General features: G+C 52.0%; 15 protein-coding genes and 2 tRNA genes. 6 read left to right on the forward strand and 11 right to left on the reverse strand.

The window, feature by feature from the left end:
• Window positions 1–198: 198 nt before the first annotated feature.
• Window positions 199–693 carry a peptide-methionine (S)-S-oxide reductase MsrA gene (msrA, locus tag SZ63_RS07560; protein WP_048183855.1) on the reverse strand — a complete coding sequence of 165 codons (495 nt, stop codon included), beginning with the start codon at window positions 691–693 and terminating at the stop codon, window positions 199–201.
• Window positions 694–778: 85 nt separating this feature from the next.
• Here msrA and SZ63_RS07565 point away from each other — a divergent pair, with 85 nt between their 5' ends.
• A complete protein-coding gene (locus SZ63_RS07565) occupies window positions 779–1,330 on the forward strand; it encodes a ferredoxin domain-containing protein (protein WP_048183858.1) in 552 nt (183 codons plus the stop codon).
• 12 nt (window positions 1,331–1,342) lie between these two features.
• Window positions 1,343–2,425, forward strand: a complete 1,083-nt coding sequence (locus tag SZ63_RS07570) for a GHMP family kinase ATP-binding protein (protein WP_048183861.1) — start codon at window positions 1,343–1,345, stop codon at window positions 2,423–2,425.
• A gap of 497 nt (window positions 2,426–2,922) precedes the next feature.
• Here SZ63_RS07570 and SZ63_RS07575 read toward each other — a convergent pair whose 3' ends face one another.
• The 3 genes from SZ63_RS07575 to SZ63_RS07585 all read right to left on the reverse strand — a co-directional run bounded on the left by SZ63_RS07575 (window position 2,923) and on the right by SZ63_RS07585 (window position 4,996).
• Window positions 2,923–3,321: a hypothetical protein gene (locus tag SZ63_RS07575; protein ID WP_048183863.1), complete on the reverse strand. Its 399-nt coding sequence runs from the start codon at window positions 3,319–3,321 to the stop codon at window positions 2,923–2,925.
• 201 nt (window positions 3,322–3,522) lie between these two features.
• Window positions 3,523–3,711, reverse strand: a complete 189-nt coding sequence (locus SZ63_RS07580; protein WP_048183866.1) for a hypothetical protein — start codon at window positions 3,709–3,711, stop codon at window positions 3,523–3,525.
• A 103-nt stretch (window positions 3,712–3,814) separates the two neighbouring features.
• Complete coding sequence (locus SZ63_RS07585) at window positions 3,815–4,996, reverse strand: bifunctional 5,6,7,8-tetrahydromethanopterin hydro-lyase/3-hexulose-6-phosphate synthase (RefSeq protein WP_048183870.1); 1,182 nt, start codon at window positions 4,994–4,996, stop codon at window positions 3,815–3,817.
• 239 nt (window positions 4,997–5,235) lie between these two features.
• Between SZ63_RS07585 and SZ63_RS12425 the strand changes: the two genes are divergently transcribed.
• Window positions 5,236–5,733 carry a DUF421 domain-containing protein gene (locus SZ63_RS12425; RefSeq protein ID WP_052959095.1) on the forward strand — a complete coding sequence of 166 codons (498 nt, stop codon included), beginning with the start codon at window positions 5,236–5,238 and terminating at the stop codon, window positions 5,731–5,733.
• A gap of 280 nt (window positions 5,734–6,013) precedes the next feature.
• Here the strand turns inward: SZ63_RS12425 and SZ63_RS07595 are convergent.
• Window positions 6,014–6,167: transfer RNA gene (locus tag SZ63_RS07595), tRNA-Trp, on the reverse strand.
• Between the two features lie 94 nt (window positions 6,168–6,261).
• On the opposite strand from SZ63_RS07595, the gene SZ63_RS07600 reads away from it, so the two are divergent.
• The gene (locus SZ63_RS07600; RefSeq protein ID WP_048183874.1) at window positions 6,262–7,962 is read left to right on the forward strand and encodes an AMP-binding protein; all 1,701 of its coding nucleotides are present in this window, start codon (window positions 6,262–6,264) and stop codon (window positions 7,960–7,962) included.
• Window positions 7,963–7,982: 20 nt separating this feature from the next.
• Here SZ63_RS07600 and SZ63_RS07605 read toward each other — a convergent pair whose 3' ends face one another.
• Both SZ63_RS07605 and SZ63_RS07610 read right to left on the reverse strand, forming a co-directional pair.
• Window positions 7,983–9,290 carry an amidohydrolase family protein gene (locus tag SZ63_RS07605; RefSeq protein WP_048183877.1) on the reverse strand — a complete coding sequence of 436 codons (1,308 nt, stop codon included), beginning with the start codon at window positions 9,288–9,290 and terminating at the stop codon, window positions 7,983–7,985.
• Window positions 9,287–9,958 (reverse strand): MTAP family purine nucleoside phosphorylase, encoded by a 672-nt coding sequence (locus SZ63_RS07610; protein ID WP_048183880.1) that lies wholly within the window; start codon window positions 9,956–9,958, stop codon window positions 9,287–9,289. The genes SZ63_RS07605 and SZ63_RS07610 overlap by 4 nt, the downstream gene beginning before the upstream one ends.
• A 154-nt stretch (window positions 9,959–10,112) precedes the next feature.
• Here SZ63_RS07610 and SZ63_RS07615 point away from each other — a divergent pair, with 154 nt between their 5' ends.
• Entirely contained in the window at window positions 10,113–11,240 is a 1,128-nt protein-coding gene (locus SZ63_RS07615) for a nicotinate phosphoribosyltransferase (protein WP_048183883.1), read from the forward strand.
• 58 nt (window positions 11,241–11,298) lie between these two features.
• A tRNA-Ala gene (locus tag SZ63_RS07620) sits at window positions 11,299–11,370 on the forward strand.
• 280 nt (window positions 11,371–11,650) lie between these two features.
• Here the strand turns inward: SZ63_RS07620 and SZ63_RS12950 are convergent.
• From SZ63_RS12950 to SZ63_RS12710, 4 genes are read right to left on the reverse strand one after another with little or no spacing between them, the layout of a single operon-like run.
• A complete protein-coding gene (locus SZ63_RS12950; protein ID WP_156168427.1) occupies window positions 11,651–14,986 on the reverse strand; it encodes a hypothetical protein in 3,336 nt (1,111 codons plus the stop codon).
• The gene (locus tag SZ63_RS12705; protein ID WP_082122702.1) at window positions 14,983–15,786 is read right to left on the reverse strand and encodes a phospholipase D-like domain-containing protein; all 804 of its coding nucleotides are present in this window, start codon (window positions 15,784–15,786) and stop codon (window positions 14,983–14,985) included. The genes SZ63_RS12950 and SZ63_RS12705 overlap by 4 nt, the downstream gene beginning before the upstream one ends.
• Window positions 15,786–17,726 (reverse strand): DUF1998 domain-containing protein, encoded by a 1,941-nt coding sequence (locus tag SZ63_RS12955; protein WP_156168429.1) that lies wholly within the window; start codon window positions 17,724–17,726, stop codon window positions 15,786–15,788. The genes SZ63_RS12705 and SZ63_RS12955 overlap by 1 nt, the downstream gene beginning before the upstream one ends.
• The gene (locus tag SZ63_RS12710; protein ID WP_082122703.1) at window positions 17,719–21,003 is read right to left on the reverse strand and encodes a DEAD/DEAH box helicase; all 3,285 of its coding nucleotides are present in this window, start codon (window positions 21,001–21,003) and stop codon (window positions 17,719–17,721) included. Before SZ63_RS12710 ends, SZ63_RS12955 begins: the two co-directional genes overlap by 8 nt.
• Window positions 21,004–21,248: the final 245 nt, after the last annotated feature.

Consider the following 21,248-nt stretch of genomic DNA (forward strand, 5'->3'; position numbering starts at 1 on the left):
CCACCCCCCTGCGTGGCGATATTCCCACGGTCCACTGCATCGGATTTACTCTCGTTTCTACTATCCGAGAAGCATGAGAATGGCTAGACGGAGCGCGGGAATCCCAGCACCGGGTCATAACCCTCTAGCATAAGAACGCCCGATCCCTCTAACCGCAGCCCGACAGAGATCCAGCCTAAACTTACCCCTCCTGTCCCCCTACCACACCGTCCGGCACTGCCCGCCCCCGCGCTTCGCGAAGTACTGCTGGTGGTACTCCTCCGCCCGCCAGAACGTCCCCGCGGGCTCGATCGCGGTGACGATGGGGCGGCGGAACCTCCCCGAGCGTTCCATCTCTTCCTTCGACGCCCGGGCCTCGGCCTCCTGCTCGGGGGTGCGGTAAAAGATCACCGACCGGTACTGCGTCCCGATATCGGGCCCCTGCCGGTTCGGGGTGGTCGGGTCGTGGGCGTTCCAGAATACGTCGAGGAGCTCCCGGTACGAGACCCTGCCGGGATCGTAGGTCGCCTGCACGACCTCGGCGTGCCCGGTCCTTCCGGTGCAGACCTCGGGGTAGGACGGATTCTCGACGGTGCCGCCCATGAACCCCACTGCGGTATCCACGACGCCCGGCACGCGCCGGAACGTCTCTTCGACGCCCCAGAAACATCCCGCGCCGAACGTGGCGGTTTCAAGACTCTTCTCCGGTGCCATGACAGATCCGCCATAGATGGATCTGTAAAAAAGGTATCGACCCCTCCGGGCATACCCTTATCTGGGGTCGGGGCCACGTACACACATGGTCTTTGAATCAGACGCCGTAGAGGTGGTCGCCCGGCTGATGGCGCTCTCTGCCCGCACCGCCCCGAAGGCAAAGGGCACCGACGTCATCAGGACGATGATCGTCACGGGTGGGGAGAAGGAGCAGCTCGCCGGGGCGATGCGGGAACACGGCGAGAAGCACGATTTGGGTTTCTTCATCAGGGACTCGGGCAACGTCGCGGCAAGCGACGCCTGCCTCCTCATCGGCTCGCTCCTCGCCGACGCCGTGGGCCTGGACTGCGGCGGGTGCGGCTACGCAACCTGTGCGGAGATGCTCGACGCCCAGCGCGAATTAAACCCGCCGGCCACCCCGTTCCGGGGCCCGAACTGCATCGTCAGGATGGCGGATCTCGGGATCGCGGTCGGTTCCGCGGTGAAGACCGCGAGCCTCCACAACGTCGACAACCGGGTCATGTACTCGGCCGGAGTCGGGGCGCTCTCGCTCGGGTGGCTGGACGGCTGCGGGGTAGCCTACGGCATCCCGCTCCGGGCATCGGGAAAGGATATCTTCTTTGACCGTACACGCTAACCGGGTATCAGCATGCCTGTTATGAAGATCCGGGGCGGGGACCTCGACCTCGTCGAGTACGAGTTCACCTCCTTCTCCCCCGGCGAGAATATCCGCCCGTGCGGCCTCAAAAAGGACTACCGGCTCGCGCCGGTCTCCGGAACCGTCGTCGCACGCGCCCCGGCGAGGATTCACCTCACCGTGCTCGACATGAACCGGTTCTCTCCCGACCGCCCCGGGGGAGGCGGGATCGGGTTTGCGATCGGGGTCTACTGCACCGCCGAGGTCGAGTGCACGGATTCGGGGCTCGAGATCGACTATACCCGCGAACCGATCCTCCGGCACTTCGCGGAGGCCTTCCGGCAGGTCGTCGGATACGAGGGCGGTTTCAAGATCCGCGCACGCGACCACCAGTACGAGCACGTGGGGCTCGGGTCGACGAGCACCATCCTGATCGCGGTCGCGAACGCTCTCAACGTCGCCGTGGGCTCGCCGCTGACGAGCGACCAGCTCCGCCTCCTCCTCGGCTGCAACTTCGTCGAGGAGACGGTGGCCGGGAACGTCGCGTTCGGGTTCGAGACCGGTGTCGGTCCCGCGGCGAGCACCCACGGCGGCATGGTGGTAATGGGCGACGAACTGGCGCTCATCTACCGGCACGCCTTCGGGATGGGCAAGAACGTCTACATTGCCATCCCGTCCTCCGAGATCTCGTCGGCGGGGGAGAAGGAGTTCGACCTCCTGATGAACAAGGCCCGGACGCTCGACTACCGCGACCGGGAGCTGAAGTCATACCTCGTCCTGATGGACCTCATCCCCGCGCTGGAGCGTGGGGACCTCAGAAAGATCGGCGACGTTATCTGGGAGATCGAGTTCCGGGGCTCGAAGCGCGCCGAGGTGGAGCACCACGGGTTCGAGATCTACCGCTACATGGCGGCGCTCCGTGACGCCGGCCTCGAGTTCGTCGGGATGAGTTCGGTCGGCCCGTCGATCGCGGTCATCACCGGCCGGCCCGAGGAGGAGGTGGCGAAGATCCTCGCGTCGGCAGGCCTCCGGATCGCGATCGCCACGACGGTCGAGAACGAGGGGCTGAAGGTCCACCTGGAAGAGCGGGCGTGAGGGGGGGCCGTCAGCCCGAAACCTCTTTTTTGAACCTTAACGGCACGTTCTACCCGTCCTCTGCCAGAAGAGCCTGCACCTCGCCGGCGAGAACCGGGAGGTATCCCTCGACGACACCCCAGACAACTTCGTCCGATACGCCTGTGGACAGTCGTCAGGGTTGGTCGCTCGTCTAACTTCCCCCGCGCCTCGCACTGAAAAGAGCGATGCCAATCCCGGCAATGGCCGCAACCGCCCCGCCCGCGGCTCAAGAGGGTGATCCGCCCGCGATGGGCTCACAATCCGCGACACAGAGTATCGGGCGCATCTCAATTATTTGCCATACCCTGGAGAAACCGGAGCAGACCCGGAGTTCCAATAAAGGCGCCGGCGAGCACGCCCACAACCTGTATGAATCTCATTCCCAACCCGGCTATCCCGGCTTGTTTTTATTAATATTACGAACATCGCCGATGCCATCCACACTGCAGTCTCCGGACTGCAAAAAAAGGGTTGAGTCAGGGGAGAACCGTGAACGATCTCGTCTGGCTTATTGCAGGGTTCGGAAGATTCCAGGGCGGGAATCCGACCCAGGGAGCCGAAGCCCAGACGCTCCACCTCCCCTCGCCCAGGTACCTGGAATCGATAGTGGCCGTGTAGCGGTTGTTGACGACAGGCGCCGAGAGCGGTACAACGGACTTCTGTGCACTCTCAAAGTTAAGGTCCAACATATATCCGTCAGGGATATTCTTCGTCTTTCCGGATATCACAAAGAAGTCCCCGACATGGCATGTGCCTTTTATCGGGTCCATCTTCACGTGACATTTCTGCCCGTGCTGTGCTGCCAGGCAGGGCGTGACCAGCAGCAGAGCAACGCATACGCACACGATCCCTGCAAGGAGAATCTGTCTCTTCAAACCATCGTCCTCCTGCCCCCACGGGGCATACCCTGATGCGCCACCGGGACATAATACTTACCGGCCAACCGGTAAGCCTGTTTTAAACCGGCCCCGGCAATGAGGTAGACCGGCAGGGGAGAAGGCCTTGCCGGGGCTTGAATGTCGGGCCTTCTGATTTTTCGGGGCGGGTACTCTGCCGGAACCCCTTTTCCGCCCAGATCAGATACTGTTCTTCCGGCAACCCTCCTCCCCGCTCGCGATCCGCTCCATAACGGTCTCGCCGATGGCGGCAAGGCGGCTCCCGGAGAAATATCCCGAAGATATGCTCGCTTTCCCGACCGCCGAAAGCAGGTACACCTCCCCCCGGGCAACGCCGAAGAGCCGGGCTACCTGGCCGGGAAACGACATGGTTATCCGTTGCCGTTTCGCTCACGCTAACCTATTGTCCGGGACGGTTTCTGTCGCCGCAACACCGGCTCCTCTCCGGCGGGAAAAAAAGATATCGGCCGACTTAGAAGTCGGTCATGATTCTGAACTGGTCGATCTCTTCGGTGCTCAGTTCCTGGAGGAACTCTTCGGCCGCGTGCTGGATGTTCTTGCTCGCGGTGATGGCGCGGCCGACGACCAGGATATCGGCGCCCGCCTTCCTCGCGTCCTTCACGACGCCCTGCCGGATGCCGCCCGCGGTCGCGACCAGCAGCCGCTCGCCGCCGGCCTTCTTGATCGCGGGGATGTCTCCCCAGGCGTAGGCGGTATCCTCGACGTCGATGCCCCGGTGGAGTTCCACGACGTCCGGCTTCACCTTCAGCTGCTTGACGACGGCGACGGGGTCTTTGACGTTGAGCATGTCGATGACGGTGTAGATGCCGGTCTTCCGGGTGTCTTCGATAGCCTTCTCGATCGTCGAGATGGGCGCGAGACCGGAGATCACGACGGCGTCGGCGCCGGCGTCGGCGGTCATCCGGGCCTCGAGGTTGCCGGTGTCGAGGGTTTTGAGGTCCGCAACGATGAACGCGTTCGGGCGGCGTTCACGGATCTCGGAGATGATTGAGAGGCCGAACTTCTTGATCAGCGGCGTCCCGGCCTCGATGATCAGGTGGTCGTTCTGGGGCAGTTCGTCGAGAACCCTGTTCATGTGGTTTCTGTCGACGAGATCCATAGCAACCTGGAGGTACGGCGGATCCCAGAGCCGCTGGACCTTGAATCCCATGACCGCGTGGGCCGCCCGGTCCTTCTCGTGCAGGAGCGTCTCGACGTCGGGGAACCGGTCGAGCGCCCGGCGGAGCGCGAGTTTCATTGCGCCGTAGTTGAACCGGTAGATCTTGTTGTAGTCCTCTGCGGTCGGGTGAACGAAGACGCTCGCCATGACGACGGTGTCCTCGATGTCGATCCCCTCAAAGACGCCCTCCTCGACCGAGTCGGCGACGGCTTTCGCCACCGCGGCCTGGACGGGCCCGAACATCTGGTTCACCTGGTACTCTTTCTTTAAGGTGACCTTCGGGATGATGAGCGTCGAGGGTTTCGCCGGCAGGTTCGGCCTGACGACCGCGAGGAGCGGTGTGTGCCCCTTCGAGAGCTGCGAGATGGAATTCGCAAACGCCTGCCCCACCGCGCCCTCTTTGTTTCCTATTAACAGATCTATGTGCGCAAGTTCTGCGCCGTCTCCAACCAATGCTTCACCGATGAGATACATATGGATGCCCTCAGATAGTGCTGAAATATTGGTGAAGCAGGTATTAAAGACCTCCCGGTCAGGGCGAAACCATTATGTGCGGGACATCCGGTTTGAGAGGAAGCGTATCCTGCCTGTGGGTATAGGTAGGCGTCTCCGGGACGGGTTGCCGGGTTTCGCATGCCCGCACCCCGGCACCGGACGCGAACGTCTCTCTAAAACAGGGGAAGGTATAATCCGGCCCCGGTTCACTCACGCTCATGTCGGAACTCTTCGTCCTCCAGACGCCGCTCCCCGAACTCATCCTCCGGGCGGCGGTGATCTACTTCTTCCTCCTGCTTGTCATGCGGGTCATCGGCAGGCACGAGTTCGGGCGGCTGACGCCCTTCGACCTGATCCTCCTGCTGATCATATCCGAGAGCATCTCGGAGGCGCTCACCGCGGGCGACGACTCGCTCCTTGCCGGGCTGGTCAGCGCATCGACGCTGCTCCTCCTCTCGGTGCTCGTCTCCTTTGGGCAGTTCAAGAGCAGGCGGTTTCGCAGCATCGTCTCCCCGGACCCGCCCAAGAACGGCCACGTGATCGAAAGAAGCCTCAGGCGGGAACTGATGACCCACGACGATCTCTTCGAACGGCTCGCACTCTTCGAGTGCTCGAGCTCCGGACGTCCCGTCCATCGCACTCCGTGCCCGGGGCATCGAGAAGGTGCGGGTGGCCTATATCGAGAGCGACGGCGACATATCGGCGCTCACCTATAAGGAGAGCCGCCGGCACCGGGCGGCCGCGGCCGCAGAGGAGGAGAAGGCGGAATGATTTTTTTAGGATATCTTCGCGTTCTTCGCGGCTTCGCGTGAACTAATTGGTGCCGATAACGATACGGTCTCACGCGAAGGACGCGAAGCCGCGAAGGGTATTACAGAACCCCTCTACCGATCTTCGCGTGAGTCATTAGTATAGATAAACGATACAGCCTCACGTGAGGTACGAAGGAGAAGTTCCCGGGATACCCTGCGGTATCGGATTAAGATCGTAAGAATGTGGGGTCGGTGAGATTTGAACTCACGATCGACGGGTCTCTCCGAACATGCATCAGTGCTCCAACGGGTCATCATCTCGTTATCAGGAGACCCATTGTTCATCACGTGCAAAGACCGCTGGAGCCCGTCGCCATTCCGGACTAGGCCACGACCCCCTTGCCCTCTATACCTTTGACGGCCATGCAGTATAAGGATTGCGCCGGAAAAAACCAGTAATCATATAACCGTCCCGGCACCCATTTATATAGAATGGTTGAGGGCAGTTACGCGTGTGGGAACTCGCAGATACCCCTGCTCGGCATCACCATCGGTGAAATGCTGAACCGTATAGCGGCGGAGCATCCGGAGAGCGAAGCACTCGTCTCCGTCCACCAGGGTACCCGGTGGACGTACGCGGAGTTTCTCGAGCGCGTCGATATCCTCGCGCGCGCCCTCATGGCGCTCGACGTGGAGCGCGGTGACCGGGTCGCCATATGGGCGCTGAACTACGCGGAGTGGGTGCTCGTCCAGTTCGCCACGGCAAAGATCGGCGCCATCATGGTGAACATCAACCCGGCATACCGGACCTACGAGTTCGAGTACGCCATGAAGCAGTCGGAGGTGCAGACGCTCTTCATCCAGGGGCGGTTCAAGACCTCCGACTACGTCGGGATGTTCTACGAGTCCTGCCCGGAGGCGTTCGAGGCGAAGCCCGGCCGGATCAACAGCGACAAGTTCCCGTTCCTGAAAAACGTCGTTTTCCTCGGCGACATCCCCTACAACGGGATGTACACCTGGGACGATCTCATGGAGAAGGCCGACCTCATCAGCCCCGAGGAGCTCCGGGAGCGGGAGGTCTCGCTCGACTTCGACGACGCGGTCAACATCCAGTACACCAGCGGGACGACCGGGTTCCCGAAGGGGGTCGTCCTGACCCATCACAACATCTTAAACAACGGCTTCATCATCGGCGAAGGGATGAAGTTCACCCACGAGGACCGGCTCTGCATCCCGGTGCCGTTCTACCACTGCTTCGGTATGGTCCTCTCGAACATGGCGAGCGTCACCCACGGCGCCGCGATGGTGCTCCCCGCGCCGGTCTTCAACGCCGAAGACGTCCTCCGCGCCATCCAGGACGAGCGGTGCACGGCGGTCCACGGCGTGCCGACGATGTTCATCGCCGAACTCTCCCACCCGGACTTCCCGAAGTACCGGCTCGAGACGCTCCGCACCGGGATCATGGCCGGGTCGCCCTGCCCGACCGAGGTGATGCGGGAGGTCAACAGGAAGATGCACATGTCCGAGATCGTGATCGTCTACGGGCAGACGGAGACCTCGCCCGGCGTCACGATGACGACGACCGCCGACCCCCTGGAGCGGCGGGTCTCGACGGTGGGCAAGCCCTTCCCCCACACCGAGATCAAGATCGTCGACCCGCACACGAAGAAGATCGTCCCCCGCGGGGAGACCGGCGAGATCTGCGCCCGCGGCTACTGCGTGATGCGGTGCTACTACAACAACCCGAACGCCACCCGGGCGACGATCGACGAGCACGGCTGGAACCATACCGGCGACCTCGGGACGATGGACGAGGAGGACTACGTCAAGATCGTCGGCCGCCTGAAGGATATGGTGATCCGCGGCGGGGAGAACATCTACCCGCGCGAGATCGAGGAGTTCCTCCACAACCACCCGCAGATTGCCGACGCCTACGTGATCGGGGTGCCGGACCAGAAGTACGGCGAGGAGCTGATGGCCTGGATCAAGACCGACAACGGCGCGGTCCTGACGGAGGCCGGGGTGAAGGAGTTCTGCCGCGGCAGGATCGCGCACTTCAAGATCCCGCGCTACGTCAAGTTCGTCGACGACTTCCCGATGACGGTCTCGGGCAAGATCATGAAGTTCAAGATGCGCGAGATGGCGATCGAGGAACTCGGGCTCGAGAGCGAGTCGAAGATCGAGACGGCGTAATCACTTTTTTAAAAATAGGGTCAGGAGGCCTCTTCTGCCCGGTCGACAAGCGACCGTGCCGCGGCGGCGGCTTCCCGGACGATCTCCTCTTCTCCGGGGACCTCCCGCTCGTGCATCAGGATCCTTCCTCCGCAGAGGACGGTCATGACCGCGCCGCCGTTGCAGGCGTAGACGGCGTTCGAGTCGGCGTGGAAGAGCGGGGTGTTGCAGACCGCACGGGCGTCGAGGAGGACGATGTCGGCCGGGGCCCCCACGGTCAGGGTGCCGGGGCCGGTGCCGAGCGCCCGGGCGCCTGCACTCGTCGCCATGCCGATGGCCTCGCCCGCAGGCAGCAGGGTCGGGGAGTTCCAGGCGAACTTCTGCAGGAGCGCTGCGAACTTCATCTCCTCGAGCATGTCCAGGTTGTTGTTCGAGGCGCAGCCGTCGGTCCCGAGAGAGACGTTCGCCCCGTACTGTTTCAGCCAGTGGTAGGGCATCGCCCGGTTGACGGCGAGTTTCATGTTGCTTGCGGGGTTGTGGGAGGCGGAGACGCCGCGCTCCCCGAGGAGCCGGCACTCGGCCTCGTCGAGCCAGCAGCAGTGCGCGGCGACCGTCCGGGGGGTGAGGCAGCCGCACTCGTCGAGGAGGTATGCCGGGCGTTTGCCGAACTGCGCGACGCAGTCGACGACCTCCTTCTCGGTCTCGGAGAGGTGGACGTGGATGCCGATATTCTGTTCGGCCGCGTATTCGCCGCACCAGCGGAGGCCCTCGGGGGAGACGGTGTAGATGGAGTGGGGGCCGACGGCGGCTTTGATCCGCGGGTTATCAAGCGATCGGATCCGGGCGACCAGGGCTTCCGTCGCTCTTATCTCGGCCTCCCGCTTCTCCTCCATCCCGAGGTCGATGAACCCGTAGGCGAACGTCGCCCGCATGCCCATCTCGTCGACCGCCGCTGCCGCCCGGTCCATGAAGAAGTACATGTCGTTGAACGCGACGGTGCCGCTCCTGATCATCTCCAGGCACGCGAGTCTGGTGCCGGCATAGACGTCGTCGCCGGTGAGGTGGGCCTCGAGCGGCCAGATCTTCTGCGAGAGCCAGTCCTGCAGCAGCATATCGTCCCCGTAGCCCCGCAACAGGGTCATCGCGGCGTGGGTGTGGGTGTTGACCATGCCGGGCATGGCGAGCCGGTCGGAGCCGTCGATGACGGTATCGGCGTCGATCGTCTTCCTCGCGTCCTCGCCGATTCCCGCGATCAGGCCCTCCTCGTCGATCGCGATATCCGCAGTCGATCCGTCGATGATGACCCCGGCGATCAGGACCGATCCCGGGGCGGTGAATATCTCGTTCATGCAAGTCGCTCCACGATATTTTCGAGGATGATCTCGGTTCTCCGGCAGTTCGCCCGGGAGGTCGCGAGGATGTGCTCGTAGGTCAGGGTCTCTTCCCCGAGGCCGTTGGCGTAGTTGTCCACGGTGCAGACGGCGGCAAACCGCATCCCGAGCTCGAGGGCGAGCGTCGCCTCGCTTGCAACCGTCATCCCGACGATATCCGCCACGCGGGCAAGCGCGTTGACCTCGGCGACCGTCTCGATCCGCGGCCCGCGGGTCTGGGCGTAGACGCCGCCGGTCCGGGCGTCCGGCACCAGTTCGGCGAGGGTGCGGATCAGGTCTGCGTCCAGTTCCGGCCGGACGTGGTCGATGGTGCACTCGTGGATGGACGGGATGTCGGTGACGCTTAAATAATCGGTGGGGATGACGATCGAGCCCGGCGGGATCTCGTGCTTCAGGGACCCGGCGGAGCCGAAGGCGACGACTTCGTCCACCCCGAGGACGGCGAGCGCGGCGAGGCACGCGCGGTAGTTGATCCGGTGCGGGGGGAGGTTGTGCTGGTGGCGCAGGAGGAGCGCGAACTCTCCGGTATGCACCTCCGCCTTCCCGTAGGGCGTGGCGACGGCCGTCTTCTCGAGCGGCGGCAGGTCGGCGAAGAGGAGGCTCGTGCCCCCGATGATCCCGAGCATCAGGCCCGCCCCCGGCCGGCCGGTATTGCTGTGTACGCTTCTCCGTGCGACATTCTCGTTAGAGTGTGTGACGTCCTACTGCAAAAGATTCACCTTTGCGCCGGCGCGGGATCGGTTCAATAAGGATTTACGCCATCGCGATAACCGGAATATCATGGGCTGGTTTGAGGTGGTCGGCGAGGACGCCATCAAGAACGGAAAGTGCACGGATATCTACTTCCGGCGGGTCGTGGAGGTGATGGAGCGGGACGGCATCAACCCGCACGTCACGATGGAGGTGACGGCGTCGATGCTCCCCGACCCATGGGGGGTCTTCTGCGGGCTTGACGACGTCATAAAACTGCTCGAAGGCCTTCCGGTGGACGTGGACGCGATGCCGGAGGGCTCGATCTTCTTCAAAAACGAGCCGGTGCTCCGGGTCTCCGGGCGCTACCGGGACTTCGCGGTCTACGAGACGGCCATCCTCGGGTTCCTCTGCCACGCCTCGGGCGTGGCGTCGGCGGCCGCCCACATGAAACTGGCCGCGGGGGGCCGGCCGGTCTTCTCCTTCGGCTCGCGCCGCCAGCACCCGGCGATCGCGGCGATGATCGAGCGGGCGGCCTGGATCGGCGGGGCGGACGCCGTGAGCAACACCTGCGCGCCGGACGGGATCCCGCTCGCGGGCACGATGCCGCACGCGTTCGTGATGTGCTACCCGGAGCAGGAGGACGCCTGGCTCGCGTTCGCCCAGGGGGCGGGCCCGGAGGTGCCGCGGATCATGCTCGCGGACACCTTCTCCGACGAGACGGACGAGGCGGTCAGGGCGGCGGCATGCGGGGCGGCGGCCGTCCGGCTCGACACGCCGCGGTCGCGCCGCGGCGACATGCGGGCGATCATCGAGGAGGTGCGCTGGGAGCTCGACGTCAACGGCTACCCGGACGTGAAGATCTTCCTCTCGGGCGGTCTGTCGCGCGCAGAGGTCGCCGCCTACCGCGACGTCGCCGACGCCTTCGGGGTCGGGGGCGCGATCGCGAACGCCCCGGTGATCGACTTCGCGATGGACATCGTCGAGATGAAGGGCAGGCCCTACGCGAAACGCGGGAAGCGCAGCAGCGCAAAGCAGGTCTACGACCTCCCCGGCGGCCGGCGCCTCGTGCTCCCCGCCCGGACCCCGGCGCCGAAGGGCGCGGTGCCGCTCCTCGCCCCCTGCATCAAGAACGGCATCGCCGTGGTGCGCCCGAAGATGGAGGATGCGCGGGAACGGGTGCTCTCCCGGCTTTCCGGCCTTGCCGGGGAGGGATAGGGGGGCGGCCCGCCCCAATCCTTATTATGTGATCACGATCAACATTGTAGGGTAACAGGGGCCGATAGATCAGGGGTAGATCGCTACCTTGGCATGGTAGAGGCCGCGGGTTCAATTCCCGCTCGGTCCATCTTATTTTCTGCAAGAATTGTTATTGATGGTTGAATCGATAGAGTAGCGTTGCGGATAGCCGTACCGATGAATTAGCTGAGGTTGCTGGCGCGGTTTTTCGGGTGGTCGTGGACGTCGGGTGTCACGGTGATGTGGAGCCGTTTCTGTATACGGTGCTCTTGGGATTTGTTGTCATTCTTTGGTAATTAGGGCTTGATGGTTGGGAGGGTGAAGAGAGATTGGATGCGCTATGACATGCACTCGGATGCCCGTACTGGGTTTTTCTTGGAATGACTGTCTCATGAGTCAGTTTCATTAACGACCACACATTTTTTGATTAAGCCCTCAATACCCATATCCAATTCACTAAGTAATTCGGAATTCCCGCTGGTTACTCTTGAAATGCTTCGACCAATTATTTGTAATATCCTACCAACTTTTCGGCCCATTTCGTTAATCATTTCATAATCGTCACAGATTTCTGTATGCCCAATTAACCGGCCGAGAGCAAATAGATCATCCGGGTTTTTGAAGTAATAGTGATTTTGTTCATTTAACGCTAGAGAGCAGTACTGCTTAAATGTATTTTCTGCGATTGAAATCCCTAATTTCTTCGCAACTTTATACAGTTTTGAATACGTTATGATATTATTCCCTTCGCCAAATATTTCCTCTAATTCATTAAATGAAATAACTGGAGCCCAAAATATATTTTTCTCAACTTCGTTGATCAGGTTGTCCTCGTTATAGGGATTTACAAGAGATGTAATTGTAATAACTAACTTTTCTTTTTCTTCGTCAGAGAGCCAGTAAATTTTTTCCAGTTCGGACATAGTATTTGTTTCTTGCTGGTTTATGGATTTTAAGGCATTATAGAATATTTTAAGGCATGTGAATGGTTCTAAAATTTGCTCAATCGATAAATCTTGGGTATCAAAAAAGTCGTTCAATACATAGTTGTCAATGGTTAGCTTATCGCTCGTTTCGATGTATAGAATCTCGTCACCTGTTTTTAAATCCTCTACTGGGCAAAGTAGATAGAGGCCATCAGTTTTCCTTCTAATGAGAGTGTCTTTTGAAAAGGCGATTTGTTCCGTTGTCCCATTATCAAATTGGACCTTAATGGACAACATATCACGGTTGGAATGAGGGCAGTATCTATTCGAGAAAGAGAGTTTTTCCTTTCGTGCGGATCTATCTTTCAACCTATCCCAAATACTTTTTAGGGTTATTATCTCTTGCCTTTCATCATCATCGTGCGCATTGCGCTCATTAGTTAACTCTTCCCTTACTGCAACATCAAAAGATGTATCTTCGATAATTAGTTGGTCAATAGGTTCATCCAACTGCTCTATTGGCTTTGGCAAGTCGATAGTGTGACAGTTGTGTGTTTGCTGAAGTGAATACGAAAGGTCTCTAATGGAGATGTCGGTGAGTTCTTTTTTGAAGAATGGGTCAATTGCCTTTAATTGACGAGTTATTCGTTTAAAATTGATGCCTGGATATGCTAAGAAGATAATTTTTTTGAATGGCAATAATAGCGATGCATATCCTTTGGTAATTATGATGCCTCTATCAGTTATCGTTTGAAATGGAATAGGGCCTGGAATCAACAAGATAGATTGTTTTATTTCATCCTTATCTAATGTATATAAATCTGATAAATCATGATGTGAAAAATGCATAGAGGCCATTGTTTTCTTTGTGCCTCTTGGATCTTTCACGCTTATGTCAAGAGATACTTCAAATGTTTTGGTGTTGAGGTTAGATTTCATCATTGTGTTTGAAAGGGTATATTCAGAATAGTATCCATCTGTTTTTATGTGCAATCTGTAGATATCCAGCCTGTCAAGAATTTGTCTCGTTAATTCTGGATTTTCGGATATATTCTTGATTTTTATAAATCGTTCATCGAGTTTAATCGAAACGGAAATGATTAGTGAACCATCACAGATATATTGAGAGACTTCCACGGGGAACCTTAAATATCGATTTAATTCTTGCTTAACAAAAATATTTTTAGGCGTCAGTTTTCTTCCATCAAATATTTCTGCCTCTTTTTTATGAACCTTTAGAAATATCCTCTGCCCTCTCTTGATTATTCTTGGTAGTTCTGAAGAACTGAGTATATCATTAAGACCTGAGAAAAAATAACGAATCGAATCGAAAATGCCTTTACGAGTTTCAAAATAGGGATGATTTTTTGCGATAACGAATTTTATCAATGGACCTTGTAACTGTTCATCATGACTATTCTCATCCAATAGATTTTCAATGCTACTTTGAAGCCACTCAAATACACACATTTGAAAAAGCGTTTTTTTACTCGGTGAAGCATTAGTATGGAGGCCCCGCAGATAGCGGGAGAGATCCTTACAGGAGTCTAATTCTGAAAAGATGCCAAAAACAGGGCGTAAAAACTTTTCATCAATCGTTGTTTGACTTAGTAAGTAATCCCTTATTGGAATATATCTCCAGGAGTGAATATCCTCAATATAACTCCTAACTTTAAGTTCAGACGGGTGAAGAAAGACATCTATTACTGGAGGGAATCTTAGAATGTTCTTTGCCACGTTTGAAGATATATCTCCGCTTGTATCCATTTTCCATATATCACGTAATCGCTCATCAATGGGCCACGTTGTATTAATGATACTAGCAGCGCTGCTTTCACTATTAATTCGGTCGGTATAAGGCAAATAGACCTCTACCAAAAATCTACCTGTATCATTTGGATAATATAGTTTATCCCACTGATTTCCCTCTAATGAGAGATGTAAAATAGACTCTGGAGGTTTTCTGAATTTCTCTCTCATCTCAAAACAGAGTCGCTTCCCAAGATGAAACACTGCAACATTGTGCCGATGAGTTTCTTTTAGTTCACTTAAAAGAGAATTGAGCCCTCCTAAATATGGCCAAGAGAAATGAAGAACAATCTTTTTACCAGAACCGATAATGTTTTCAGAAATTTTTAAGAGGTGCTCAAATTCAAATCTTCTTTCATTAATTGATTCGAGGAATATCAAATGGGGGTCGTAGTTGAGTGGCTGATACTCCTCGCTGATAAATGTGATCTCTTTTTCTCCAGTCATATTTGAGGGTATAGATGTTTCAATTGGTATGCTCAATATAATTGGATTTTGAGTCAGTTGGCTGTTAGTGAGCCTTTCTCTCATTAGGAGATTATATTTCTCTTTGAACTCTCGTTTACCCTGAGTAGGATATGTCTCGATATCGATATTATTTACAGCATCAGTAGAAAGATCAATTTTTCCCTTACACCAAAATAGATCACTATAGAAGAAAAAAGGGTTGGAAATAATCCTGTTAATAATTTTTTGATACGTAAGGGAAAAATAAGCCTGAGTATATCCCTTATATACTTCGTTGAATTTCTTTTTTGGTATACCAATTAATACATCATGGTTTTGTTTATATGCGTATAAACACGCAATTAAGGGAGTGATATTTAGTGAACTCTGGGATAATATTATTGTAACCTGATGTTCAAAAATTGCATTCATGATTTCCAATGAAAAAGGGGATAAGTTCGAAGAAATGCCATTACTCTCTGTTTTCAATAATACTTCAGAACAATCCTTGTCAATATACTCTATCGAACGTAGTTTCTTCATAGAATAACACGTCCATTAGAATACATTGAATCAAACACTTCACAAAGCCCAAACACAACGGGGCCAGAGAGTAAACAACCGACTTCAAAGTTAGCAATTAAACTATTACGTCTGAACTCCGCACTTCCGATGTACGCAACACCACTGTCAGCAATTAGCATCTTGGCGTGTGTACTTGAAACCACCTTCCCAGTATCAGAGGTATGATGATAATCAACAATTGTGACACTATTCTCTAACTCTAATGCTCTGGCGAGTTCTTTTATCCAGGACACTTCAGCATATCGCCTTTCAATAAGTTCTCGAGTCAATATCCGGATCTTTACACCCCTAAGCAGCGCCTCCGATAAGTGGTGCTCTAATTCAGGATATGCGTCCTCCTGAATTACGTCCTTTTGTAAAAATGGTGAACAGATCCGTAATACACGATGTGCAGATGAAATAACTTGTTGAAAGCACTCAGTAGTTTCAATAAACTGATTACGATACTCAATTCCAGATAAGCTAAGCTCGCGAAGTCTAGGTTTCGAAATTACAACGACAACTGAGTTTAGTAATTCCTCCGGTTGATAGATTTTAATTTGAGAGATTAAATTGCTGTACTTATCTATAGCATTTTTTTCAACTTTTAGGTACCCCTCCTCAATTCCTGTAGTTACTACTCTCTTTAATTCAAATTCGCTTATTGGAGTAGACTCACGGTAATTACGCAGCAAATCTTCTATCGTAGCAGAACCATGTTCTGCTAGGTACGATCGGATATACTCCATAATCCTTCTATAAACACTAGGATTGATCATTACGAAAGATACCCGCGAGTATACCTGGGTCCTCCAATTAAGGCTGATCGATCAAGATTTTGGTTGAAATTCGCACACACAAACTCCGGCAGATAACTGCAAGCGTTACAGGATCCACCTTCATGGATCATACATGCCGGGTCTTGTGGACAATCTGAAGCGAGGTCGACGGTTCTATTCAGCCAGTCTTCGAGATGATAGTGATATGTGTTTTCAAGTCCGCCAATGTTAATACTACTTGTTGAGTATATGAAGAACGATCCAGTTTTTGGATAAATGATCTCTGCAAGACTTTGAATATCTAATCCTGTGTTTATAGTTGATTGTTGGATTAACATATGAGAATACGTGTGCAGCAGAGTGTAAACAGCGTCTTTAAATTTATTGTTATAAGTTATTAAGGATCGATATAGAATCTCCTCATTATTGTCATCAAGATTAATTTGAAGACTTTCATCGATGTGCATTTTGTTTGCTTCTGCCCACTCCAAAATTTTGCCATAATCTAGATGGAAAAGGATTCCCTCGGTTAAAAATTCCCTTAAGAATGTAGTTGGTCTTCTAGAATCGCCGCTTCCTGTAAAAATTAGTTCAAAAAGCAGAGGATCTCGCCGTGTCGAACCTTTAATCGTTCCTAGAACGGCTTGGACCATGTTGAAATTCGCGACATGCATTATCTCCTTTAATCCAAACCTCTTTAGAAACTGAGAGTAGTCATTCGGTTTTAAATTTGGTGTGAGCTGCTTCCTCGGGAGCAATGGTGAATCAATATTCTGTTCCCCGGATGGATGCATACCCAAGTATATCCCCTGTAAATCATTTTCATCAAAGTCTACATCGTTCGTGTCGGTTAAAGCGCGTTCTATTAGATTAATGCCAAATCGCGCTATAACCGCGGCTGAATCGCCTCCAGCATCGATAAAGTGGTTGGCAGTTTTTATTATCGTTTTAATTAAATTAATAAATTGGATTTGTGACCATTGGTTTTTTATTTGAACTTCTAAATTTAAGTCTTCACATGAAGCGATGATTCTTGCTAGAACCCAGAATTCCTCAGTATTGATCATATTTGCCTTAAATTCGGGCAAAAACAGGTGGTGTTCTCCCTCTAAATTAGGAAATAAAGCATGAAATGATTCTGAAAAGATTCTCCCTTGTGTATTTCGCCTCCCGGAATTATCAATTTCCTCTCTACTAGGGATATCTGGAATAGAATGTACATATGGGTGAATTATTGTTGAAGCTCTTATTGCAACACCTTTGAAGTGTCTTCGTGGTTTGGTGGACAACGTTCTCTCTGAAGTTCTGATATAATGATCGCAATATATGAAGTTCAACTTTGTTTCGTGGCCACATTGAGTGCATTTTACTTTGTATGTAGATATTGAGTCCGATTTATCCCAGAGAAGAATATTTAGGCTTCTGTCTGCATGACATCCTGGACAGTCATTTCGAAGGTTTGTCATCGAATGGAGTGGAGCAGTTCTCCCGCACTCGTCACAGTATGCGACAAATGTAATTTGTTTAAAAGGATCAATGTCATTGTGCCCGCATCCTCTTGGTTTACCCAATTCGAAATAGTGATTACAATATTGGTTATTAGGTAATTTTTTTCTGCAAATTGCTGTTCTCGGTTCAATCCTATAGTAACCCGAAATCTCTTCTTCCAGGTCATCTACAAATTTTACTGCTTGTAGTTTGAGTTGGTCGGAGAGAATTTGATGTTGCTCCCAACCATCTCTGGATCTTAAAGCGATGAATTTATTGATTATTCTACAGAATATTGGACGGAATTTCGGGATATTAATATTATCGGTCTGAATTCGATCCTCAAAATTCAAAAAGACCTGATAACTCATCTTACTTTTAGAGAAGTACTGATCGACATGTCCCTGGAAGAAAGCACTACTCTCGGGGATAGAGTGTTCAAATTTATTCATTTGATTCCCTCCTTTCTGCCAAATATTGTCGATCTGCTTCGGCCAGAACTAGTCCCAGGTTTTTCTGTATTCCTCTCATCCCGGACTGATTCCTATATAGGGGATCTCCTGTTTTAGCTAGTAATTTTGGGAAGAAATCAGTGTTACTACCTTGACCTAAAACAACTTCATTGATCCGTTCTTCTACCTCCTTTCGAAGGTTTACATCCAGAGCGTTCCTACCGTACGCACTATGCATAAATTGTACAATTCGTTCCTTATCTTCTGGGGTAAGGTCAGCAATGTCTTGCTTATGATATAGCGGCTTTCCTTTAAGATTTGACATATATGTCAACACACTTGCACAAAACATTGAGTTTAATGTTTGATATATACCCAACCGAGAGAACCGATTTATAGGAACTGGTCTGACTTGATGATCTAATGTGTCATGATATCGAGAAAAATTCCTAAAAAAACTATCATCGCGAACCCGATTTGGGTAAAACCAAACAAGGACAATCCCTAGATGTTTCCTGCCAACCCTTGAAAGAGCTTGGATGTATTCAGCTGTAGAATACGGGAGTCCTTGAAATATCATAAAGTTTAACTCTTCAAGGTCCACACCGTGAGAGACAACAGACGTTGAGTAGATCGGTTTTAGAGTTAACTGATGATTTTCAATCAAGTCAGGAGAATATTCAGTAACATAACTCTTGATGTCATCGATAGTTTGCTTTAACTGCTCTAAAGAATTATCACCTGTTAACGGTACACCTTCGACACCTGCACCATAATGTTGGGTGAGAGGTTCTGCAACCACAGCATCCTGTAGGCGCTGCATGTCATATGCATCCTGTTTTTTCAAGTGATATGTTAAGGGGATAATGAATTGTTTTATCAATTCCTGTGCATTGTTAACATTCTCTAGTAAGTATTCTTCACAGAATCCATCTGGATCGGTGTTTAGGCTAGACTGCGCGTTGATTACGAATTCCGCATAGTGAAGTAAAGTTCTCAATGCCGCATAGTGGTTATCTCTTAGATTCGGCTTAAATCCATAGATAACCCTTTTTGGGCCAGTTCGTTTCTCAAAGAAAACATCATTACTGCTACCGACACCTTCAGGACACCTTCCCGGAATGACAAAGGTGTTCTTCAGATATAATTCCTGTATCTGATTGGATGTACCATTTAACGTCGCACTCATTGAGATGTGTTTTAACTGCCGACCAGACGTATGTTTGACTATCGATTCGATGAGGCCTTCAAAATGAGAAGATATTGTTCCGAATCCCTCTCGTAGTAAGTGCATTTCATCTTGAATTGACAAACGTGGCCCATCTGAACTAGGACGTGATTCACCAATGTGCTCACAATGGAATGCTTCATCTTTACTATTAGTTTGACACTTGTCTCCCGAGATTATGAACCCATGACCCTCTGAGCATAGACTGCCTCTACCTCCAAGGAGAGCTCTAACTCGCCTTTGCTGAGCTAAACTGGCCCATTTATCGACAGTAGATACTATAACAGTGGGTCTCCAACGGAAGATTTCGTAGTCGCTAAAGTAGATATAGAACTCCTTATTGCACTGATCACACTTATGAATCACTCTACTTCGTGCAGGGTCGTCAATTAGTCTTACTTTACTATTCAGTTCTGCTGCACATAAGGGACACTTCGATACAATCAGTGATTCTGGAGCTGGCGTTAAAAGCGATTTCCCAGAATATAACTTCTTCTTGACCTCCTTGTAGGTCTTTGGAAAATCATCACTTTGATTACCAACATAATAACCAAGAGAGAAGACTTCTCCTGGAAAAATTTGGGGATGTTGCGCACGGACTGCATCCGCATGAATTATGAGGCTAGACAATCTCTCTAGTTGTTGAATTGAGAGCATTCTCAAAGGAAATTTTACAATAGCGCTAACTCCATCTTTCTTGTTGTTGATTCTATCGTAAAATGCAGTGAATAACACCAACCCAAAATAAGCCTCAGATTTCCCTCCTCCAGTATCGACATGTAGTACATCAACTGTGTCAAGATATTTTTCTTGTACAACTGAAGGAAGGCTTGCAAGAATAAAGGTCAACTGAAATATTCGCCAACCGGATCCTGGAGTGCCATTATTGTTGTAATAGTTATCAAAAGACAAATTTGTCTTATAAAACGCTTCTTTGACTTTAGGGTCACACTTGATTAAATCAACTCCTTGACTGACGCGTCCAAGAAGGTTTTTAAAGTGAGATATCTGCTGTTGTTGCTCTCCCCAGGTTCTCTCCTTATGACCTTCCCGTGGCTTGTATTCGTTATCATTCACATCATCAGGACAGGCATTTTCGTATGTTTCATGCATTAAATGCAATTCACGTAAGAAGTTATCCAGAATTGGAATTGCTGTTTGATCGCTGGTGAAATCATTGAATCGGAACTTAATCTCCTTAATAGATTCTCTGGGTCCAATGTTTTCTTGCTCAAAATAACCATAGTGCTGCGTAATAAGGGACTCACCCTCTGAAACCCAACGTGCTTGGCAATTAATCGTACGGAAATCGTAATGGTACTTCTGGTGATATTCTTCGTAAAGATACTCATCTTGAAACTCACTCGGAATCAGAGAATGTAACTTGACTTTGATCACGCAATCAAATAATGTTCGTTCAAAGTCGTCTGCTGATTCTGGCTCAACACTTTTATTACAAAAAGTGATTGTGGCAATCAGCCGTTCTTCATCATATTCATGTATATGTACTGAGACCTCCGCTTGCCAAGTCCCAAATGGGATACTGGTTTTCGTTAACGGATCATTATTGATAACACTAATAGTTTCGGCAAAGTTGAGTCGCTCGCTAAACGAGCTCTGATTATCCTGAGTTTGAGAAACTAAATACAATATATCGACGTGGCATGAATGAGAGAAGGGGCACCTCTTCCAAAGGTAACTCTGAGTTGTTGCCTCTTCATTGCGATCTGGCCGAATCTTATAATATACATGACCAGTAGCAGTTATCGAAAGACTAGACTCTTCAGTTATGCTGCTTTTAGTTAATAATATGGATACTCTGATCTGTTGAGCTCGAATTGAGGCAGCTTTCTTGTCTGAATCATAGTTATCAGGCTCATCAACTTCGTTAACACGATCTCTAAGCCGTTGGGCCGCAAGGCATCCGAGAATGAAATATTTACTCGGCTTTTCACTAATGATCCCATCATCATCGTGGGTTCCAGACATTCTAGCTGCTATATACTGGACAAGGTTGTTAGCAAATCGAGATTCTGAAGCGACGTCCATATTTCACACAGTTAAACCTTCTCTTTGGTATATATAAATGCTACTTATTCGTATCGGAAATTTAGCATTGGGAATAAGATATACTGCGAAAAACGTGCTCATATAGAGCAAAAGGATAAGACTGTAGTGAATTTGAATGGTATCGGATCTGCAATTAGATCAAAGAATACCCTAGAGCATTCCAAACCCCGATCAAAAATGTTTAATGAGCTTATTCAAGGATCGTTTCTCCTTGATCATTTACT

Source organism: Methanoculleus sediminis (genome assembly GCF_001017125.1).
In the GTDB taxonomy this organism is placed as follows: Archaea; Halobacteriota; Methanomicrobia; order Methanomicrobiales; family Methanoculleaceae; genus Methanoculleus; species Methanoculleus sediminis.